Source organism: Actinoplanes sp. NPDC049118, from assembly GCF_040648555.1.
Classification (GTDB): domain Bacteria; phylum Actinomycetota; class Actinomycetes; order Mycobacteriales; family Micromonosporaceae; genus Actinoplanes.
In genome coordinates, this window is record NZ_JBEZDY010000005.1 from 249,869 (window position 1) to 266,268 (window position 16,400).

A 16,400-nucleotide genomic window follows, 5' to 3' on the forward strand; every position below is an offset into this window, starting at 1 on the left:
GGCGTGAGGACGGCCTCGCGCCGCGCGGGCCGCACTCATGCCGGCGCGGGGACCTCCTTGAGGGCCGACACGCGGGCCGGGAAGGTCCGCCGGGACGCCAGGACCGCCAGGACGGCCACCAGGGCGAGCACGGCGGCCAGCGCCGGCAGCCAGGCCAACAGGCCGGCCCGGACGAAACGCTCGCCGAGCAGCGCGCCGCCGCCGATGCCGACCTGGAACGCGACCACGTAGACCGCCGAGGCGGCGTCGCGGGCATCGGGCGCGACGCGCAGGATCGCGGCCTGGAGGATCACGGGTGTCGCCGTGATCGCGCCGCCCCAGGCCAGCGCCGCGAGCACCGTCGGCACCGCGCCGAGCACCGGGATCAGCACCGCCAGCGAGACGATCATGACGCCCGCCAGGGCGGTGAGCAGCGTCCGGGGATGCCGGTCGACGAACCGGCCGACGATCCAGTTGCCGAGCAGACCGGCCGCGCCGTACCCGAGCAGCAGCGCGCTCAGCCCGGCGCCCTCCAGGCCACCGTCGCGCCGCACCAGGGGCGCGATGTAGGTGTACGCCGCGAAGTGCCCGGTCACCAGCACCGTCGTGACGAGGCAGACCACCGCGACCGGCCCCCGGCGGATGATCCTGATCGACGCCCTGAGCTGCGCGCCCGCCCGGACGGCGAGGTCCTGCGGCAGCGCCGGCAGCCTCGGCAGCACCACGAGGACCGCCGCCGCGCACATCGCGCCGGCGGCGGCGAGCACGGCCAACGCGATCCGCCAGCCGAGCCACTGGCCCAGCGCGGTGCCGAGCGGCACGCCCAGCACGATCGCCAGCGAGTTGCCGAGGAATACCAGCGCCGTCGCCCTGCCCGCGCTGCCCGGCGGCACGAGCCGGGCCGCCACCGGTGCGATCGTCGACCAGAACACGCCGTGCGCCGTCGCGCAGATCAGGCGCGACAGGGTGAGGATGGAGAACGTAGCCGCGAAGACGGCCATGAGCTGGGAGATTGCAAATATCGCCACGGTCGCGGCGATGAGCAGGTGCCGCGGAACCCGCATGGTGAGCGCGGTCAGCGGAATGGTGGTCAGCGCCGCCACGACGGCGTAGCTGGTCAGCAGCAGACCGACGTCCGCCTCGCTGACCGACAGGCCGTCCGCGATCTGCGGGAGCAGCCCGACCGGGATGGTCTCCGCGGTGACATAGACGAAGCAGGAAGCGCCGAGCACGGGCAGCGCGCCGCGGTGGCTCCGGTTCATCGACCGACAATAAGCTCTAGTACCGAGCAAAAGAAGGGGGAACGCTGTGACGACGCGCGCAACCGAGCTGTTGCGGGTGGTGCACGCCCGACCCGGTGTCACCCGGGCCGACGCGGCCCGGATGATCGGCGTCGGCACCGGCGCGGCCACGGAACTGGTCGGCCGGCTCGGGCAGGCCCAGTTGCTGGCCGAGGGCCCGACCGCGCCGAGCGGCGCCCGGGGCCGCCCGACGACCGCGTTGATACCGCACCCGCGCGGGCCGCTGATCGCCGCCGCCTCGATCACCCACGAGTCCTGGCGGGTGGACGTGGTCGAACTCGGCGGCAGCGTCCTGGCCACCGCGGGCGAGGACCTCGCCGGCCGCGGCGGCGACGAGGTGGTCGCGGCGCTGAGCGCGGCGGTGCAACGCCTGCGCAGGGAGCACGGCGACCGGATCCGCGGCATCGGCATCTCCGTGCCGGGCACGGTCTCCCGCGACCTGATGCTGGACGCGAGCCAGCTCGGCTGGCACGACGTCGACCTGGCGGCCGCCTGGCCGCGGGCCGAGACCTTCGTGGCGGGCAACGACGCCACCCTCGCCGCATCGGCCGAGTCCCGGCGCGGCGTGGCCGTCGGCGCGGCGGTGGCGCTGCACCTGCGCATCGAGGCGGGCCTCGGCGGCGCGGTGGTGGACGGCGGCCGGGTGCTGATCGGCGCGCTCGGCGCGTCCGGCGAGTTCGGCCACATGCCGTTCGGCGACCCGGCGGTCCGCTGCCCGTGCGGCGCGTACGGCTGCTGGGGCACCGCCGTCGACGGCTCGGCGCTGGCACGCCTGCTGGGCCACGAACCGCCCCGCGACCCGGTCTCCTATGCCCGCCGGATCATCAACTCGCCGGAGCCGGAGCCGGCGGCCGCCACGGCGGCCGTGGCGACGGCCCTGGGCCGGGGCATCGCGGGCCTGGTCAACGGTCTGGACGCCGACCTGGTGACCCTCGGCGGCCTGGGCGTCGACCTGCTGGCGGCGGCGCCGGGGCAGATCGCCACGGCGTACGAGGCGGGCCTGATGGCCTTCCGCCGGGCGGCACCCCCGCCGGTGCTGCCGGCGCTGCTCGGCGACGACGGCCCGATCGCGGGCGCGGCCGAGGAGGCCTGGACGGCCCTGCTGACCCGCCTGATCTAGGTCGCGGCGATGACGACCGGGTCCATCGTGTAGTAGTGGTTCGGCTCGTCCGGGTCGGCGCCCGCCGCCGGCCGCAGGCGCTCGATCGCCACGTAGCCGTCCGTGAGCTGCCACGCGTGCGGCTTCCACGCGTCCACCCGCTCCTTCGCCACGAACAGCGGGAACGCCGCACGCTGCGCCCCGGTCCCCGCGTCGAGGACGACCAGCCGCTCGTCCGGGGTGAGCAGCACGGCCTTGCCGGCCCGCACCCCGAGCACCTGCGCCGCACCGGCCCAGCGCCACGACTCGCGGCCCGCGCGCGAGGCCGTCACCGCGCCGCCGGACGCGGTCAGCACCAGGTCGCCCGCGGCGGTCGCGGCGGGGTCGTCGAGCGCCGGGGCGCGTTCCGGCCGCCCGCCGCCGACCAGCCAGCCCCGGCCGGACGCGTCGCGCAGGCCGGCGCACCCCGAGCGGGCCACGTCGCAGCCGGTCGCGGTCGACGGGCCGGCCGGCCAGCCCCGCACCGCGCCGCCGGAGATCACGTCCCAGGCTCCCGTTCCGCACACGTACCGGCCGCCGGCCGTCACGAAGCCGTCGGCGCAGCCCGGCGGAAGGTCGACCGACCAGCGCTGCGCGCCGTCGGCGATCGCCCTGGCGGTCAGCCGCCGCCCGTCGGTGACCAGCACGCTCGTGCCGGCCGTGTGCAGCCCCGGCGGCGCCCAGACCGCGGCCGACCCGGTGCGCCCCTCGAAGCCGTCCGCGCCGGGCCCGCCGGAGCGCCACACCGGCCTCCCGGTACGCCCGTCGAGCGCCACCAGGTCACCGTCCGACCACCGGGTGACCACCGTCGTGCCGGCCGCCACCACCCCGGTCACCCGCTCCGGCCAGCGCCGGTACGACCACCGCGGCGTGTACATCGTCCTGGCCTCGACCGGGGCGTCCGCCTTGACCAGGCGATCGGCCGCGTAGACCCGGATGCGGTCGTCGACGATCAACGGCGCCATGGCGGTCTTGCCGGTGACCCCCGCCGGGAGCGTCGCCGCGACCGGGTACGGCTCGACGGCGGGCTCGAGGACCTCCGCCGGCGCCAGCATCCGCCAACCGACGACGCCCGCGGCGAGCAGCACGACCAGGGCGGCGAGGGCACGCGGGAGCTTCCGGGTCACCCCAGCGACGATAGGTCAGGCCGCGGCGGCCAGGTCGTCCAGGTCCCGCCGCAGCGCGCCCTCGACCGTACGCGCGGCCAGCCCGCCGAATACCAGCGCGAGGAACCGGCCCGCCGGCGCGGTGGGGGTGCCGTCCTGCACGACCGCGACCATGGTGCCGCCGCGGTGCCGGCCCTCGGTGATCGACACGAACGTGTACGTCATCCGGTATTCGGCGCCGATCCCCGGCGAGGCGACGACGAAGCGCTCCGGAACGACGCACTCCTCGACGCGGAACTCCTCGGTGATCTCCCCGCCGTCCGCCATGGTGCGGGTCTCGCGCCACACCGTTCCCGCGCGGAAGGGGCCGGAGGTGAGCATCTCGACGGCGGTCACCGTCGACAGCCAGCCGCGACGACCGGGCAGGTCGGTGAAGACACGCCACACGGCGGCAACCGGCGCCTCGACCAACCGCGTCACTTCGACCGTCGACATTGCGTGACCTCCCGGATACAAGGTACGGCCAGTTGCCGGTCAGGGACAGACGGTTCCGCTTACCGCGCCGAGCCCTATCGGTCTGCCGTCCGGACCGGGAGCGGTGGCGCTGATCGTGACGGTGTCGCCGTCCTGCAGAAAGCCGCGGGTCGAGCCGTCGTCGAGCTTGACCGGTTCCAGGCCGTTCCAGGTGAGCTCGAGGAACGAGCCGGCCTCACCGCGGGCCGGCCCGGAGACCGTCCCCGAGGCGAAGAGGTCCCCGGTTCGCACGCTCGCGCCGTTGACGGTCAGGTGCGCGAGCTGCTGTGCCGGGGTCCAGTACATCTGGGCGAACGGCGGCGAGCTGACCACGGTGCCGTTCCACTCGACGGCGAGGGACAGGTCCAGCCCTTCGCCGGGCGGCATCAGGTAGCCGGCCGGCACCGGCTCCTGCGCCGCGGCCGGCACGAGCGCGCCGGACAGCGCCTCCAGCGGCACGACCCACGGCGACACCGAGGTGGCGAACGACTTGCCCAGGAACGGGCCGAGCGGCTGGTACTCGAACGCCTGAATGTCCCGCGCCGACCAGTCGTTGACCAGGACCACTCCGAAGACGTGCTCGGCGAAGTCGGCGGTGCGGATCCGGCGGCCGGGCAGGCCCACCACGAAGCCGACCTCGGCCTCGACGTCGAGGCGCCGGGTCGGGCCGAAGTCGCCGGGGCCGAGCTGCCCGGCGGGCCTGTCGATCGGGGTGCCCGAGACGACGACCGTGCCCGCGCGGCCGTGATAGCCGATCGGCAGGTGCTTCCAGTTGGGCAGCAGGCCGGGCCGGTCCGGCCGCAGGATCCGGCCGACGTTCGCGGCGTGGTGCTCGCTGGAGTAGAAGTCGACGTAGTCGGCCACCTCGAACGGCAGGTGCAGCTCGACGTCCTCCAGCGGCACGGCCGCAAGCGTCGGCGCCAGCTCGACGACCCGGTCCCGGACGGCCGTCCACTGCGGACGCCCGAGCGACATCAGCACGTTGAGCGAGGGCCGGCACAGCGCGCCACCGGCCAGGATCAGCTCCGACGACTCGGCGCGGGACAGGTCGAGCACGGCGTCGCCCAGCCGGACGCCGATCCGGCGCACCCCGTCGGGCCCGCTGAACACCCCGTACGGGAGGTTGCGCAGGTCGAAGAGGGTCACTCGTAGCCGCCGTTGATCAGGCCGAGGCGGATCAGCTCCGTCAGCGGCTCCAGCACGTTCGGCGCACCGAACCCGGCCCACAGCGGCCGCGGCTCGTCGCGCCGGATCCGCGCCGGCTCGATGAGCGGCACCGGATGCGTCGCGCCCAGCGCCTCGGCCACCTCGGCCACCTCGGCACCGTCGGCCGCCGCGGCGGACGCGACCAGCACGTTCAGGAATCCGTGGTGGGTGAAGCCGGTCTCGGGGTCGGTGTGCCGCAGCGCGTGCCGCAGCCCGGCGGCGAGCTTGAACGGAAGGTCGCGGTCGCGGCAGGCGCAGATGACCGCGGCGAGCTCGACGGGGGTGGGGAACAGCTCGGCGGCGAGCCCGCCGACCCGGAACTTCGGCGCGATCCGCCACCCCTCGGCGCGCTGCCCGGCCACGGTGTCCAGCCCCGCCAGCAGGCCCCAGCTGAGCGGAATCTCCGCGTACACGTCGAGGTCGGGCTCTTCGGCGGCGAGCGTGCGCAGCGCGCCCAGGCCGGGCTGCGGGTCCTCGCCGCGGCGCGCGACCGCCGCCTCGACCCGGGTCACGACGGCGCCGGCGGACCGCAGCTTGGCGACCACGGTCGGCAGCGCGCTGAGCGCGGCGTCGTTCACGACGCCGACAACGAGGCCGCGCGGCGAAAGATCAAGATCAACAAGCGATGAGGGTACCAGCAGAGAGCCGACAAGTCCGGCATACCAGGCACTACGGTGCTTGGCGTGCGCCTCGAGGACCTCACGGAACCCGGTGACGCCGGGGGGCAGCAGGGACGCGTCGTCGACGAGTCCTGCGAACAGCGGCGGCACCAGCGTTGACACGAATACTGAACCTAATGGACGTTTCGCGAACCGGACAACACCGTCCGTAATGTCAGTTTTCCAGGGGCTACGAACGCCTCCACCTGAAGGAAGGGCGGAGAGCCGGACGACGCCCGGCTCCCCGCCTTCTTCCCCCGGAGTGGCTGACTATCCGATATGGAACGCGTCGCCGTAGATCGAGAAGTCGAGGGGGGTGTTCAGGTCCAGGTTGCCGTTGCGCAGGAACACCCGCTGTGCGGTGTCGATGCGGGTGACGTCGGAGTGCGCCTCCTCCTTCTTCATCTCGACGACGCGCTCGTCCAGGAACGCGTTGAGCCACGTCGTCTCGTTGCCGCCCTGCGCCGGCGGCCGGGCCCTGCGCAGCGCCCGGTCGCGGATCGAGCGCATGCCCTCGTAGCCGTGCACGACCGCGGCGTCGTAGTAGGCGAACTGGCCCAGCGCCCGCACCCCGTCGGCCTTGCCGTCGCGCACCGACGGGTTGAAGTAGACCCGGTCGCGCTCGGACTCCTGCGCGGCCCGGAACACCGGGTCGGACGCGGCCGACCTCCAGTCACGGGTGTAGTTGGGGTCGAGGCCCGCGTGCGACGAGGAGCCGTTGACGTTGCGCAGCGCCGGCAGGTATTTCGCCAGCACGTTGCCCGGCCTGGTCGCCGTGTACGCCTCCACCAGTTCCAGCATGTCACCGGTGCCGGAGCAGAAGCCGATGATCCCGGCGGTGTAGCCGCGGCCGTCGCCGATGTCCTCGATGTAGGAGAACTGGGCGCGCCAGTCGAGCGAGGAGTTCTCGGCCGCCGAGACGATCTGCATCGCCACGTCCTTCTTCGCCGGGTCGTCCAGGTTCACGCCGCTGCCCGGCGGCGCGGTGGTGGGCGGGGTCGTGCCGCCGGGCAGGGTCCATCTCTGGTTCGCGCCCGTCCCGCAGGACCAGATCTGTAGCCGGTTGCCGTTGGCCGAACTGCCGTTCGGGGCGTCGAGGCACTTGCCGGAACCGGTGTTGACCAGGGTGCCGTTCGCCGCCGCGGTCCACTTCTGCGCGGCCGTGCCGTTGCAGTCGTAGATCTGGACCCTGGTGCCGTCGGCGGTCGCGGCCGCGGTGACGTCCAGGCACTTGCCCAGCGCCTTGATCGAGTTGTCGGCGTTGCCGACGGTCCAGGTTTGTGCGTTGGTGCCGTTGCAGTCGTACAGCTGGACGGCGGTGCCGTTCGCGCTGCTCGCGGCGGCGACGTCGACGCATTTGCCGGCGAGGCCGCGGATCGGGCCGGCGGTCGCGGCGCTGGCCGGCAGGAGCCCGTATGCGATGCCGGCGGCGGGGATCAGCAGGCCGCCGAGGGCGTAGGCGATCACTCTCTTCCGGCGGCGGGGCGGGGGCTGGGGGATGGTCATGGCGCTCCTCGAGGGGTTGAGGCGGTGGCGCGCAGGGTGAAGCCATCGATGACGGACGTTGGGGGATCCGTCATCGCGGCGATGAGTGGTCACGCTAGGTCAGTTAAAGTGATTAATCAATAGCCGTCGATTGATCACGTAATGATGTTCCGAGACCGATATGACCGGCGGTCGAGCTCGCGGTGAGGGGGCGACTCATCCCGAGGGGCGAACGGAGCGCAACCAGGTATTGACAGCACAGTGGAGCGGTTCTACGGTCCAGCTAATTGTTAGCCGATTTGCCAATCACCTGAGGGGGCTCGGTGCCGAGACTGGCGGGATCGTCCAAGCTGCTGCGCGCCATGAACGAGAGCGCGGCGCTCGCCCACCTGCTCGAGCCGGGCATGCTCACCCGCGCCGACCTGCGCAAGCTCACCGCGCTGTCCACCCCGACCATCTCCGAGGTGCTGCGCCGGCTCACGGACGCCGGGCTGGTGAACGTCGTCGGATACAACAGCGGCCGGCCGGGGCCGAACGCGGAGATCTATGCGGCGAACCCGGACGCAGCGTACGCCGCCGCGGTGTCCGTTCGCGACATCGGCGCGAGCGGCGCACCCTCGGTCGTCGCCGCGCTCTGCGACCTGACCGGAGCCGTGCGGGCCCGGATCGAGTCGCGGATCGACTTCCTGCACACCGACCCCAAGACCGCACTTGTCGACGTGGTCGCCGAACTGCGCGCCGAGGCCGGCGTGCCGGAGACGCGCGTCAGCCACGTGCAGCTCGGTGTGGCCGGCTCCTACGACGGCGGCGCCGAGACGATCCGCCACGTCGACGTGCCCGGCTTCGGCCGGCCCGGCCTGGTGCCGGAGATCGCCGAGGCGCTCGGCACCCACGTCGGCGTCGACAACGACGTCAACCTCGCCGCGGTGGCCGAGCGCCGCCGGGGTGTCGGCCGGGACGCCGACGGCTTCGCCCTGCTCTGGCTGGGCCAGGAGGGCCTCGGTCTGGCCATCGACATCGGCGGCACGCTGCTGCGCGGCGCGCGCGGCGGCGCGGGCGAGATCGGCTACATGCCGCTGTACGCGCCGGACTCCACCCACCGCAAGGTCGACCTGCAGGACCTGGTCGGCGGCGCCGCCATCCTCGCGCTCGGGCAGGACCACGGCGTCCCCGGCCGTACCCCGCTCGAGGTCGTCCTCGCCGCCGCCGGCGACCCGGCGGCGGCCGGGGAGTTCTTCACCCACCTGGCCGACCGGATCGCGGTCGGCCTCGCCGCCGTGATCGCCGTGCTCGACCCGTCGCTCGTCGTCCTGGCGGGCCCGGTCGCCCAGGCCGGCGGCCAGACCCTGCTCGCCGCGGTCACCGGCGCGCTGCGCCGCGCGGCCCCGCTGGAGAGCACGGTCGCCGTCACCACGATCGACGACGACGCGGTGCTGCTCGGCGCCCTGGACGCCGGGCTCACCGCCGTCCGCGAGGCGCTGATCGCCTCGATCCGCGACAACCAGGCCTGAACCCTGCCGCACCACCTCTGAGAGGACACCTCGAAGTGAACAAGCGGATACCTCATGCCCGAAAAACCCTCCTCGCCGCCGCCCTGCTGCTGACCACCGCCGCCTGCACCCCCGCACCCAAGGAGGCGAAGCTCGCCGACCCGGGCGCGGAGGCGTCCGGCACCGTCGAGCTGTGGCACTTCTTCACCGAACGCGAGGCCGCGGCCATCGACACGGTGATCAAGGACTTCACCGGCGCCCACCCGAACATCAAGGTGACGGTGAAGCAGGGACAGGACGACTCGAAGATGACCCAGGCGATCGGCGCCGGCAACGGCCCCGACATCGGGCTCTCCTACTCCACCGACATCGTCGGCAAGTTCTGCTCGTCCGGGGCGTGGGTCGACCTGACGCCGTACATCAAGCGGGACAATGTGGACCTCAACCGGCTCAACGCCACCACGCGCTCGTACACCGAGTTCGACGGCAAGCGCTGCGCGATGCCCTTCCTCGCCGACGCGTACGGCATCTTCTACAACAAGGACCTGTTCGCCGCGGCCGGCATCGCCGGACCGCCGAAGACCCTCGACGAGCTGACCGCGGACGCCAAGAAGCTGACGGTCAGGAACAAGGACGGCTCGCTGCGGACCGTCGGCTTCCTACCGCTCTTCGACTTCTACGAGAACGCGGCCGCGCACCTGGCCCCCGCCGTCGGCGCGAAGTGGCTGACCGCGGACGGCAGGTCGGCGGTCGGCACCGACCCGGCCTGGAAGACCCTGATGACCTGGCAGAAGGACCTGGTCGACTGGTACGGCTACGACAACCTGCAGAGGTTCCGGGCCGGCCTGGGCGACGAGTTCAGCGCGGACAACGCGTTCCAGAAGGGCCGGGTGGCGATCAACGTCGACGCCGAGTACCGGCTGGCGTTCGTCGAGGACCAGGCGCCGAAGCTGAACTACGGCGTCGCGCCGATCCCGACCAGCGACCCGGCCAGGTACGGCGGCGGCTACGTCACCGGCAACATCATGGGCATCTCCAAGAACGCCCGGAACCCCGAGGCCGCGTGGGAGCTCATCAAGTACCTGACCACGAACGACGACACGATCGTCAAGCTCGCCAACTCGCTGCGGAACCTGCCGACCACGACCGGATCGATCGGCGACCCGGACCTGCGGGTCGAGCCCGAGTTCAGGACGTTCATGGACATCTTCGCCAACCCGAACTCGTCGACCTCGCCGCCGGCCGCGTCCGGCCCCGCGTACCAGGAGACGTTCGGCACGTTCGCCACGAACTGGCAGTCGGGCAAGGTCGCGGACCTGGGCGCCGGACTGGCCGACGCCGACAAGCAGATCAACAGCGTGATGACGCTGGGCGGCTGACCATGCGGCTGCGCCGGAACCTGACCGCGTGGTCCTTCCTCGCTCCCGCGCTGATCGGCATCGTCGTCTTCTTCATCTACCCGCTGATCAGCGCCGTCTACTTCTCCTTCACGAAGTTCGACCTGCTCACCGTGCCGCGGTGGGTCGGGCTCGCGAACTACCGGCGGATGGGCGAGGACCCGTTCCTGCTCCAGTCGATCCGCAACACGGCGTGGATGGTCGCGGTCTTCGTGCCGGTACGCATCGTCGGCGCGATCGGCCTGTCGATGCTGCTGATCGGGCTCAAGCGGGGCGCGGGCTTCTTCCGGACGATCTTCTACCTGCCGGCGCTGGCGCCGCCGGTGGCCGCGACCATCGCGTTCGTCTACCTGCTCAAGCCCGGCACCGGCCCGGTGAACGCGTTCCTGGCGCGGATCGGGATCGAGGGCCCGCTCTGGTTCAACTCGCCCGAGTGGTCGAAGCCGTCGCTGGTGCTGCTCGGCCTCTGGGGCATCGGCGACCTGATGATCATCTTCCTGGCCGCGGTGCTCGGCGTGCCGGCCAGCCTGTACGAGGCGGCCGCGCTCGACGGCGCGAACTCCTGGCACCGCTTCCGCCACGTGACCCTGCCGACGATCCGCCCGGTGATCCTGTTCGCCGCGGTCACCGGGGTCATCTACACGTTGCAGTACTTCGACCAGGCGGCGGTCGCCGGGTCGATAGCCAGCGGGCAGGCCGTGACCGGCGGCGGGATCTCGTCGTCCTTCGGCTTCCCCGAGGGCTCGACGTTCACCTATCCACTGTGGCTGTACACGGTCGGGTTCCGCTACAACGCGCTCGGCTACGCCAACGCGATGGCGGTCGCGCTGTTCGTGGTCGCCCTGGCCGTGACGGTCGTCCTGCTGCTCCGCTCGAAGGCCTTCTCCGGGGAGGATCAATGACCGTCCTGGCGACCGCGCCGGTCGAGAGCGGAAGGGTCGTGGCGCCGCCCGCCGACCGGCGCCACCGGCGGCAGAGCCGGCTCGCCTGGATCGCGAGGCACAGCATCGCGATCGCCCTGGCCGTCATGTTCCTCACCCCGGTGGTCTACCTGTTCCTGATCTCGGTCATGACCAGCGACGCGGCGCTGACCAGCGACTACTGGCCCAACACCTGGCACTTCGAGAACTACGTCCGGGTGTTCGAGGTCACCCCGCTGCCGCGGTACCTGCTCAACACCGTCATCTACGCGGTGTCGGCGACGGCGCTGATGCTGCTGTCCAGCGTGCCCGCCGCGTACGCCCTGGCGAAGCTGAGGTTCCGCGGCCGCAACGTCATGTTCCTGGCCGTCATCTGCGTGATGATGCTGCCGCCGCAGGTGGTGACCGTCCCGCTCTACCTGATGTGGGCCCGGTACGGCCTCACCGGCTCCCTCGCCCCGCTGATCATCCCGATGCTGCTCGGCGACGCGTTCTGCATCTTCCTCCTGCGGCAGTTCATGCTCACCATCCCGTCGGAGTACCTGGACGCGGCCCGCGTCGACGGCTGCGGCGAGTGGCGCACGCTGTTCCGGGTCGTGCTGCCGATGGCGCGGCCGGGCATCGCGGCCGCCGGCCTGTTCCAGTTCTTCTACGCCTGGAACGACTACTACGGACCCCTGCTCTACACCAGCGAGAACGAGAACGCGTGGACGCTGTCGCTGGGCCTCGCCTCCTTCCACGGCGTCCATCACGTCGACTGGAACCTGGTCACCGCCGCCACGGTGCTGACGATGGTCCCGATCGTCGTCGTGTTCTTCTTCGCCCAGAGGGCATTCGTGCAGGGCATCACGCTCACCGGGGTCAAGGGATGAAGATCGCTGTCGTCGGCGGCGGATCGACCTACACGCCGGAACTGGTCGACGGGTTCGCCCGGCTGGGCTCGGCCGTGTCCGAGCTGGTCCTGATCGACCCCGCCGCGGAACGGCTGGACGTCGTCGGCGCCTTCGCGGCCCGGATCCTCCGGCACCACGGCCACCCCGGCACGGTCACCTGGACCACCGACCTCGACGCCGGTGTCACCGACGCCGACGCCGCCGTGATCCAGTTACGGGTCGGCGGCCAGTCGGCCCGGATCAGCGACGAGACCTTCCCGCTGCACTGCGGCTGCGTCGGGCAGGAGACCACCGGAGCCGGCGGGCTGGCGAAGGCGCTGCGCACGGTCCCGGTGGTGCTGGACGTGGCGGCGCGGATCCGGGCCCGGGCCCGGCCGGGCGCGTGGATCGTCGACTTCACCAACCCGGTCGGCATCGTCACCCGCGCCCTGCTCGACGAGGGCCACCGCGCGGTCGGCCTCTGCAACGTGGCGATCGGCTTCCAGCGCCGCTTCGCCCGGATGCTGGACGTGGAACCGGCGGCGGTGGTGCTGGACCACGTCGGCCTGAACCACCTGACCTGGGAGCGGGCCGCCTACGTCGACGGCGTCGACCGCCTGCCGGAGCTGCTCGCCGCCCACCTGGGTGAGCTCGCGGACGAGGTGGACCTGCCCCCCGAGGTGCTGACCACGCTGGGCAACGTCCCGTCGTACTACCTCGGCTACTTCTACGCACACGACCGTCACGTCCGGGACGCCGCGGGCACGCCGACCCGCGGCCGGCGGGTGGCGGAGATCGAGGCGGCCCTGCTGGCGATGTACCGCGACCCCGCGCTGGTGGAGAAGCCGGCCCTGCTCGGCGAGCGCGGCGGCGCTTACTACTCGGAGGCGGCCGTCGCCCTGATCGCCGCGCTGCACGGCCTGGACCCGGACGGGGTGCACTCGGTCAACGTCCGCAACGACGGCACGCTGCCCTTCCTGCCGGACCACGCCGTCATCGAGGTCTCGGCGCGGGCCGACCGGGCCGGCCCGTCGCCCCTGCCGGTCAGCCCGCTGGCCCCGGACCTCGCCGGCCTGGTCGCGCACGTCTGCGGGTACGAGGACCTGGCGCTGGACGCGGCCGTCCGGGGCGGCCGTCAACGGGTCTACCGCGCGCTGCTGGCCCACCCGCTGATCGGCCAGCACGAGCACGCGGACGCCCTGACCGACAGGCTGCTCGCCGCCGGCGCGCAGCACCTGGCCTGGGCCCGATGAGCGCCCTCTTCCTGGCCGTCGACGGCGGCAACTCCAAGACCGACGTCATTCTCGGTACGGCGGACGGCGACGTGCTGGGCTTCGTCCGGGGCCCGACGAGCTCGCCGCACGACATCGGCCTGGCCGGCACCGTCGGGGTCCTGGACCAGCTGATCACCGCCGTGCGCGCACACGCCGGCCTGCCCGCGGGGACCCCGATCGACCTCGCCGCGGTGTACCTGGCCGGCGCCGACCTCCCGATCGAGGTGCGGCGCCTGTACGAGGCGATCGACGCGCGGGCCTGGACCTCCCGGACCATCGTGGACAACGACTGCTTCGCGCTGCTGCGGGCCGGCGCGTCGCTGCCGGACGCGATAGCGGTGGTGTGCGGAGCGGGAAACAACTGCGTCGGCCGCACGGCGGACGGCCGCACGGCCCGGTTCGTCGCCCTGGGCCCGCTCTCCGGCGACTGGGGCGGCGGGCACGACCTGGCCGAACACGCCCTGCGGCTGGCGGCCCGCGGCGAGGACGGCCGCGGCGACCCCACCGCCCTGTCCGCGGCGGTGGCCGGGCACTTCGGCCTCGCCACGGTCCAGGACGTCAGCATCGCGCTGCACCTGGGCGAGCTCGGCCACGTACGCATCCGCGAGCTGACCCCCCTGCTCTTCGACGTGGCGGCCGCGGGCGATCGGGTCGCCGGCGCGCTGGTCGGCCGCCAGGCGGACGAGATCCTCGCGCAGCACCGGGTGGCCGCGACCCGCCTGGGCCTGATCGACGCCCGGCACTGCCTGGTCCTGGGCGGCGGCGTCCTGCGGGCCCGGCACCCGCAACTGCACGATCGGGTGGTCCGGGGCGCGCACGCACAGGCGCCGCTGGTGGAGGTCAGCGTCCTGGAGACGCCCCCGGCGGTGGGCGCGGCGCTGCTGGCCCTCGACGCCCTCGGTACGGCGGGAGACGCGCAGGCGCGGCTCCGTGCCGCGCTGGCCGCCCCCGTCACCGTCTGAGCGCCTACGGGCGCTGCGTCAGCACCACCAGTTCCGCCAGGGCGGCCAGGGCCATCGCGACGATCAGCGGCACCACCCCGCCGATCACCGCGAACCCCAGCAGCCCGAGCGGCGCCAGGACCGTCGCGTAGCAGGCGACGGCCAGCCTGGGCGAGGTGGCCGAGACGGTGCGCAGCGCGGCACCGATCGGCTCCGGCAGCACCCGGGCCAGCCACCCGCCGACGGCCACGAGCACCACGACGCCGATCACGCCGGCCCACATCCGGGCCACCCCGGAGCTTGCCAGCGTCATCACGGCCGCGAGCACCGCGGCGATCAGCACGCCGTTGCTGCCGTACAGCACGGCCTGGCGGAAGGCGTCGAGCGTGGCCGACGAACGGTCCAGCACCGGCCCGCGCGGAAGGCTCACGTCGGGAGGGGGCGCGGACGGATCCGCCGGCGGCTGCACGGGCATCGCCGCGTCGGCCAGGCTCTCGAGGGCCAGCGCCCAGCGCCGCCGTTCGAGCCGGACGACGCCGACGTCCCGCTGCGCGTCGCCGACGGCCGCGTCCAGGTCGAGGGCCTCGCCGTAGGCGCGCTGCGCCAGCGCGAAGAGCCGCAGCCGGGCGGCGACCACGGCCAGCACCAGGTGCGCCTCGGCATCGGCCGGCGTCAGCCGTACCCCGTTCCAGGCGGCGTTGAGCGCCTCCTGCCCGTTGCGCGACTCGCTGAGCAGCGCCGCGCCGGTCCGCTGTGCGTACGGGTCGTCGGGCCAGGTCGACAGGATGGAGATCGCCACCTGGGCCGCCTCGGCGAACCGGCGGTCGTCCGCGAGCGCCATGGCCCGTACCACCAGCGGGCCGATCGTCCCCGGCGCGGCGGCGACGGCCCGATCGGCGGCGGCCAGCGCCTCGACCGGCTGCTCGGCGATCACGTGCACCCGGGCCAGGGTGCTCAGGAGCCCGGGATCGTCCGGCGCGGTGGACAGGCCCGCCGCGATCTCGCCCACCGCCTCGTCGTAGCGGCCGAGGTCGGCCATCAGGAGGGCCCGCTGCCGGTACTCCTCGGGGGTGGTCTCCGGCTCGGACTGGGAGGTGGGCTCACTGGACACCCATCGAGGGTAGGTCTTCCACCGTGAGATCACCGTGTGCGGGGTGAGCCCGCGACGGGCTACGCCGGGTCTGCGGCGATCTCGTAGACGAGCGCGGTGGCGATGGCGGCGAGGCCCTCGCCCCGGCCGGTGAGGCCCAGCCCGTCGGTGGTCGTGCCGGAGACTGTGACCGGCGCGCCGACCGCCTCGGAGAGGATCTGCTGCGCCTCCGCGCGGCGCAGGCCGATCTTCGGACGGTTGCCGATGACCTGGATCGAGACGTTGCCGACCGCGAAGCCGCCGACCCGCAGCCGCCGCACCGTCTCGGCGAGCAGGGTCACCCCGGCGGCGCCCGCCCACTCGGGTTCGTCGGTGCCGAAGTTGCTACCGAGGTCGCCGAGCCCGGCCGCGCTCAGCATCGCGTCGCAGGCGGCGTGCGCGGCCACGTCGGCGTCGGAGTGTCCGGACAGCCCGGACTCGCCGGGCCACATGAGGCCGGCCACCCAGCACACCCGCCTGGGATCGAAGGCGTGCACGTCCGTGCCGATGCCGACGCGCTGACTCAGAGGGCTCACCGCGTCAGGCTACGTGCAGCAGAGCTTCGGCGATCACCAGGTCCAGCGGACGGGTGATCTTCATCGCCAGGTCGGACCCGGGCACGCAGGTGACCGGGACGCCGGCCTTCTCCACCATCCCGGCGTCGTCGGTGTGCGCGTCCAGCCCGGCGGCGTGCGCCGCGGCGAGCACGTCGCGGCGGAAGCCCTGCGGCGTCTGCACGCTGCGCAGCACGGCCCGGTCGACGGTGCCGAGCACCACCTCGGACGGCCCGGAGGCCCCCGCGGAGTCGCCGGCGGGCCCGACCTCCTTGATGGTGTCCACCACGGGAAGGACCGGGATCACGGCCGCGCACCCGGCGCGGACGGCGGCGGCCACGGTCTCCACCAGCTCGGGCGGGGTGAGGGCGCGGGCGGCGTCGTGCGGCTCGAACGGCGGCGCTGGGCGCTGGCCCTCGAGAGCCTGGCCGACGCG

General features: G+C 73.2%; 16 protein-coding genes. 7 read left to right on the forward strand and 9 right to left on the reverse strand.

Going from position 1 to position 16,400, the window contains the following annotated elements; genetic code table 11:
- Nucleotides 1-35 precede the first annotated feature (35 nt).
- The gene (locus AB0B58_RS10170; protein ID WP_360220639.1) at nt 36-1,241 is read right to left on the reverse strand and encodes an MFS transporter; all 1,206 of its coding nucleotides are present in this window, start codon (nt 1,239-1,241) and stop codon (nt 36-38) included.
- 46 nt (nt 1,242-1,287) lie between these two features.
- On the opposite strand from AB0B58_RS10170, the gene AB0B58_RS10175 reads away from it, so the two are divergent.
- Nucleotides 1,288-2,400 (forward strand): ROK family protein, encoded by a 1,113-nt coding sequence (locus tag AB0B58_RS10175; RefSeq protein WP_360220642.1) that lies wholly within the window; start codon nt 1,288-1,290, stop codon nt 2,398-2,400.
- On the opposite strand, the gene AB0B58_RS10180 is transcribed toward AB0B58_RS10175, so the two are convergent.
- The 5 genes from AB0B58_RS10180 to AB0B58_RS10200 all read right to left on the reverse strand — a co-directional run bounded on the left by AB0B58_RS10180 (nt 2,397) and on the right by AB0B58_RS10200 (nt 7,408).
- A complete protein-coding gene (locus AB0B58_RS10180) occupies nt 2,397-3,545 on the reverse strand; it encodes a PQQ-binding-like beta-propeller repeat protein (RefSeq protein ID WP_360220645.1) in 1,149 nt (382 codons plus the stop codon). The genes AB0B58_RS10175 and AB0B58_RS10180 overlap by 4 nt on opposite strands.
- A 15-nt stretch (nt 3,546-3,560) precedes the next feature.
- A complete protein-coding gene (locus tag AB0B58_RS10185) occupies nt 3,561-4,019 on the reverse strand; it encodes an SRPBCC family protein (RefSeq protein ID WP_360220648.1) in 459 nt (152 codons plus the stop codon).
- Between the two features lie 39 nt (nt 4,020-4,058).
- Nucleotides 4,059-5,183 carry a fumarylacetoacetase gene (fahA, locus tag AB0B58_RS10190; RefSeq protein ID WP_360220651.1) on the reverse strand — a complete coding sequence of 375 codons (1,125 nt, stop codon included), beginning with the start codon at nt 5,181-5,183 and terminating at the stop codon, nt 4,059-4,061.
- Nucleotides 5,180-6,025, reverse strand: a complete 846-nt coding sequence (locus AB0B58_RS10195; protein ID WP_360220654.1) for a hypothetical protein — start codon at nt 6,023-6,025, stop codon at nt 5,180-5,182. The genes fahA and AB0B58_RS10195 overlap by 4 nt, the downstream gene beginning before the upstream one ends.
- A 147-nt stretch (nt 6,026-6,172) precedes the next feature.
- Nucleotides 6,173-7,408, reverse strand: a complete 1,236-nt coding sequence (locus AB0B58_RS10200) for a chitosanase (protein ID WP_360220657.1) — start codon at nt 7,406-7,408, stop codon at nt 6,173-6,175.
- A 302-nt stretch (nt 7,409-7,710) separates the two neighbouring features.
- On the opposite strand from AB0B58_RS10200, the gene AB0B58_RS10205 reads away from it, so the two are divergent.
- From AB0B58_RS10205 to AB0B58_RS10230, 6 genes are read left to right on the forward strand one after another with little or no spacing between them, the layout of a single operon-like run.
- Nucleotides 7,711-8,898: an ROK family protein gene (locus AB0B58_RS10205; RefSeq protein ID WP_360220660.1), complete on the forward strand. Its 1,188-nt coding sequence runs from the start codon at nt 7,711-7,713 to the stop codon at nt 8,896-8,898.
- A gap of 35 nt (nt 8,899-8,933) precedes the next feature.
- The gene (locus AB0B58_RS10210) at nt 8,934-10,256 is read left to right on the forward strand and encodes an ABC transporter substrate-binding protein (protein ID WP_360220663.1); all 1,323 of its coding nucleotides are present in this window, start codon (nt 8,934-8,936) and stop codon (nt 10,254-10,256) included.
- A gap of 2 nt (nt 10,257-10,258) precedes the next feature.
- Nucleotides 10,259-11,176, forward strand: a complete 918-nt coding sequence (locus tag AB0B58_RS10215) for a sugar ABC transporter permease (RefSeq protein ID WP_360220666.1) — start codon at nt 10,259-10,261, stop codon at nt 11,174-11,176.
- Entirely contained in the window at nt 11,173-12,066 is an 894-nt protein-coding gene (locus tag AB0B58_RS10220; protein WP_360220669.1) for a carbohydrate ABC transporter permease, read from the forward strand. The genes AB0B58_RS10215 and AB0B58_RS10220 overlap by 4 nt, the downstream gene beginning before the upstream one ends.
- Complete coding sequence (locus AB0B58_RS10225; RefSeq protein ID WP_360220672.1) at nt 12,063-13,319, forward strand: 6-phospho-beta-glucosidase; 1,257 nt, start codon at nt 12,063-12,065, stop codon at nt 13,317-13,319. Before AB0B58_RS10220 ends, AB0B58_RS10225 begins: the two co-directional genes overlap by 4 nt.
- Nucleotides 13,316-14,302: a BadF/BadG/BcrA/BcrD ATPase family protein gene (locus AB0B58_RS10230; RefSeq protein ID WP_360220675.1), complete on the forward strand. Its 987-nt coding sequence runs from the start codon at nt 13,316-13,318 to the stop codon at nt 14,300-14,302. Before AB0B58_RS10225 ends, AB0B58_RS10230 begins: the two co-directional genes overlap by 4 nt.
- 4 nt (nt 14,303-14,306) lie before the next feature.
- Here the strand turns inward: AB0B58_RS10230 and AB0B58_RS10235 are convergent, their stop codons facing one another.
- The 3 genes from AB0B58_RS10235 to AB0B58_RS10245 all read right to left on the reverse strand — a co-directional run.
- On the reverse strand, nt 14,307-15,392 hold the full coding sequence (locus AB0B58_RS10235) for a hypothetical protein (protein ID WP_360220678.1): 1,086 nt from the start codon (nt 15,390-15,392) through the stop codon (nt 14,307-14,309).
- A gap of 59 nt (nt 15,393-15,451) precedes the next feature.
- On the reverse strand, nt 15,452-15,937 hold the full coding sequence (gene ispF, locus AB0B58_RS10240) for a 2-C-methyl-D-erythritol 2,4-cyclodiphosphate synthase (RefSeq protein WP_360220930.1): 486 nt from the start codon (nt 15,935-15,937) through the stop codon (nt 15,452-15,454).
- Between the two features lie 13 nt (nt 15,938-15,950).
- Nucleotides 15,951-16,400 (reverse strand): 2-C-methyl-D-erythritol 4-phosphate cytidylyltransferase (locus AB0B58_RS10245; protein ID WP_360220681.1); only part of this gene is annotated, 450 nt, incomplete at its 5' end.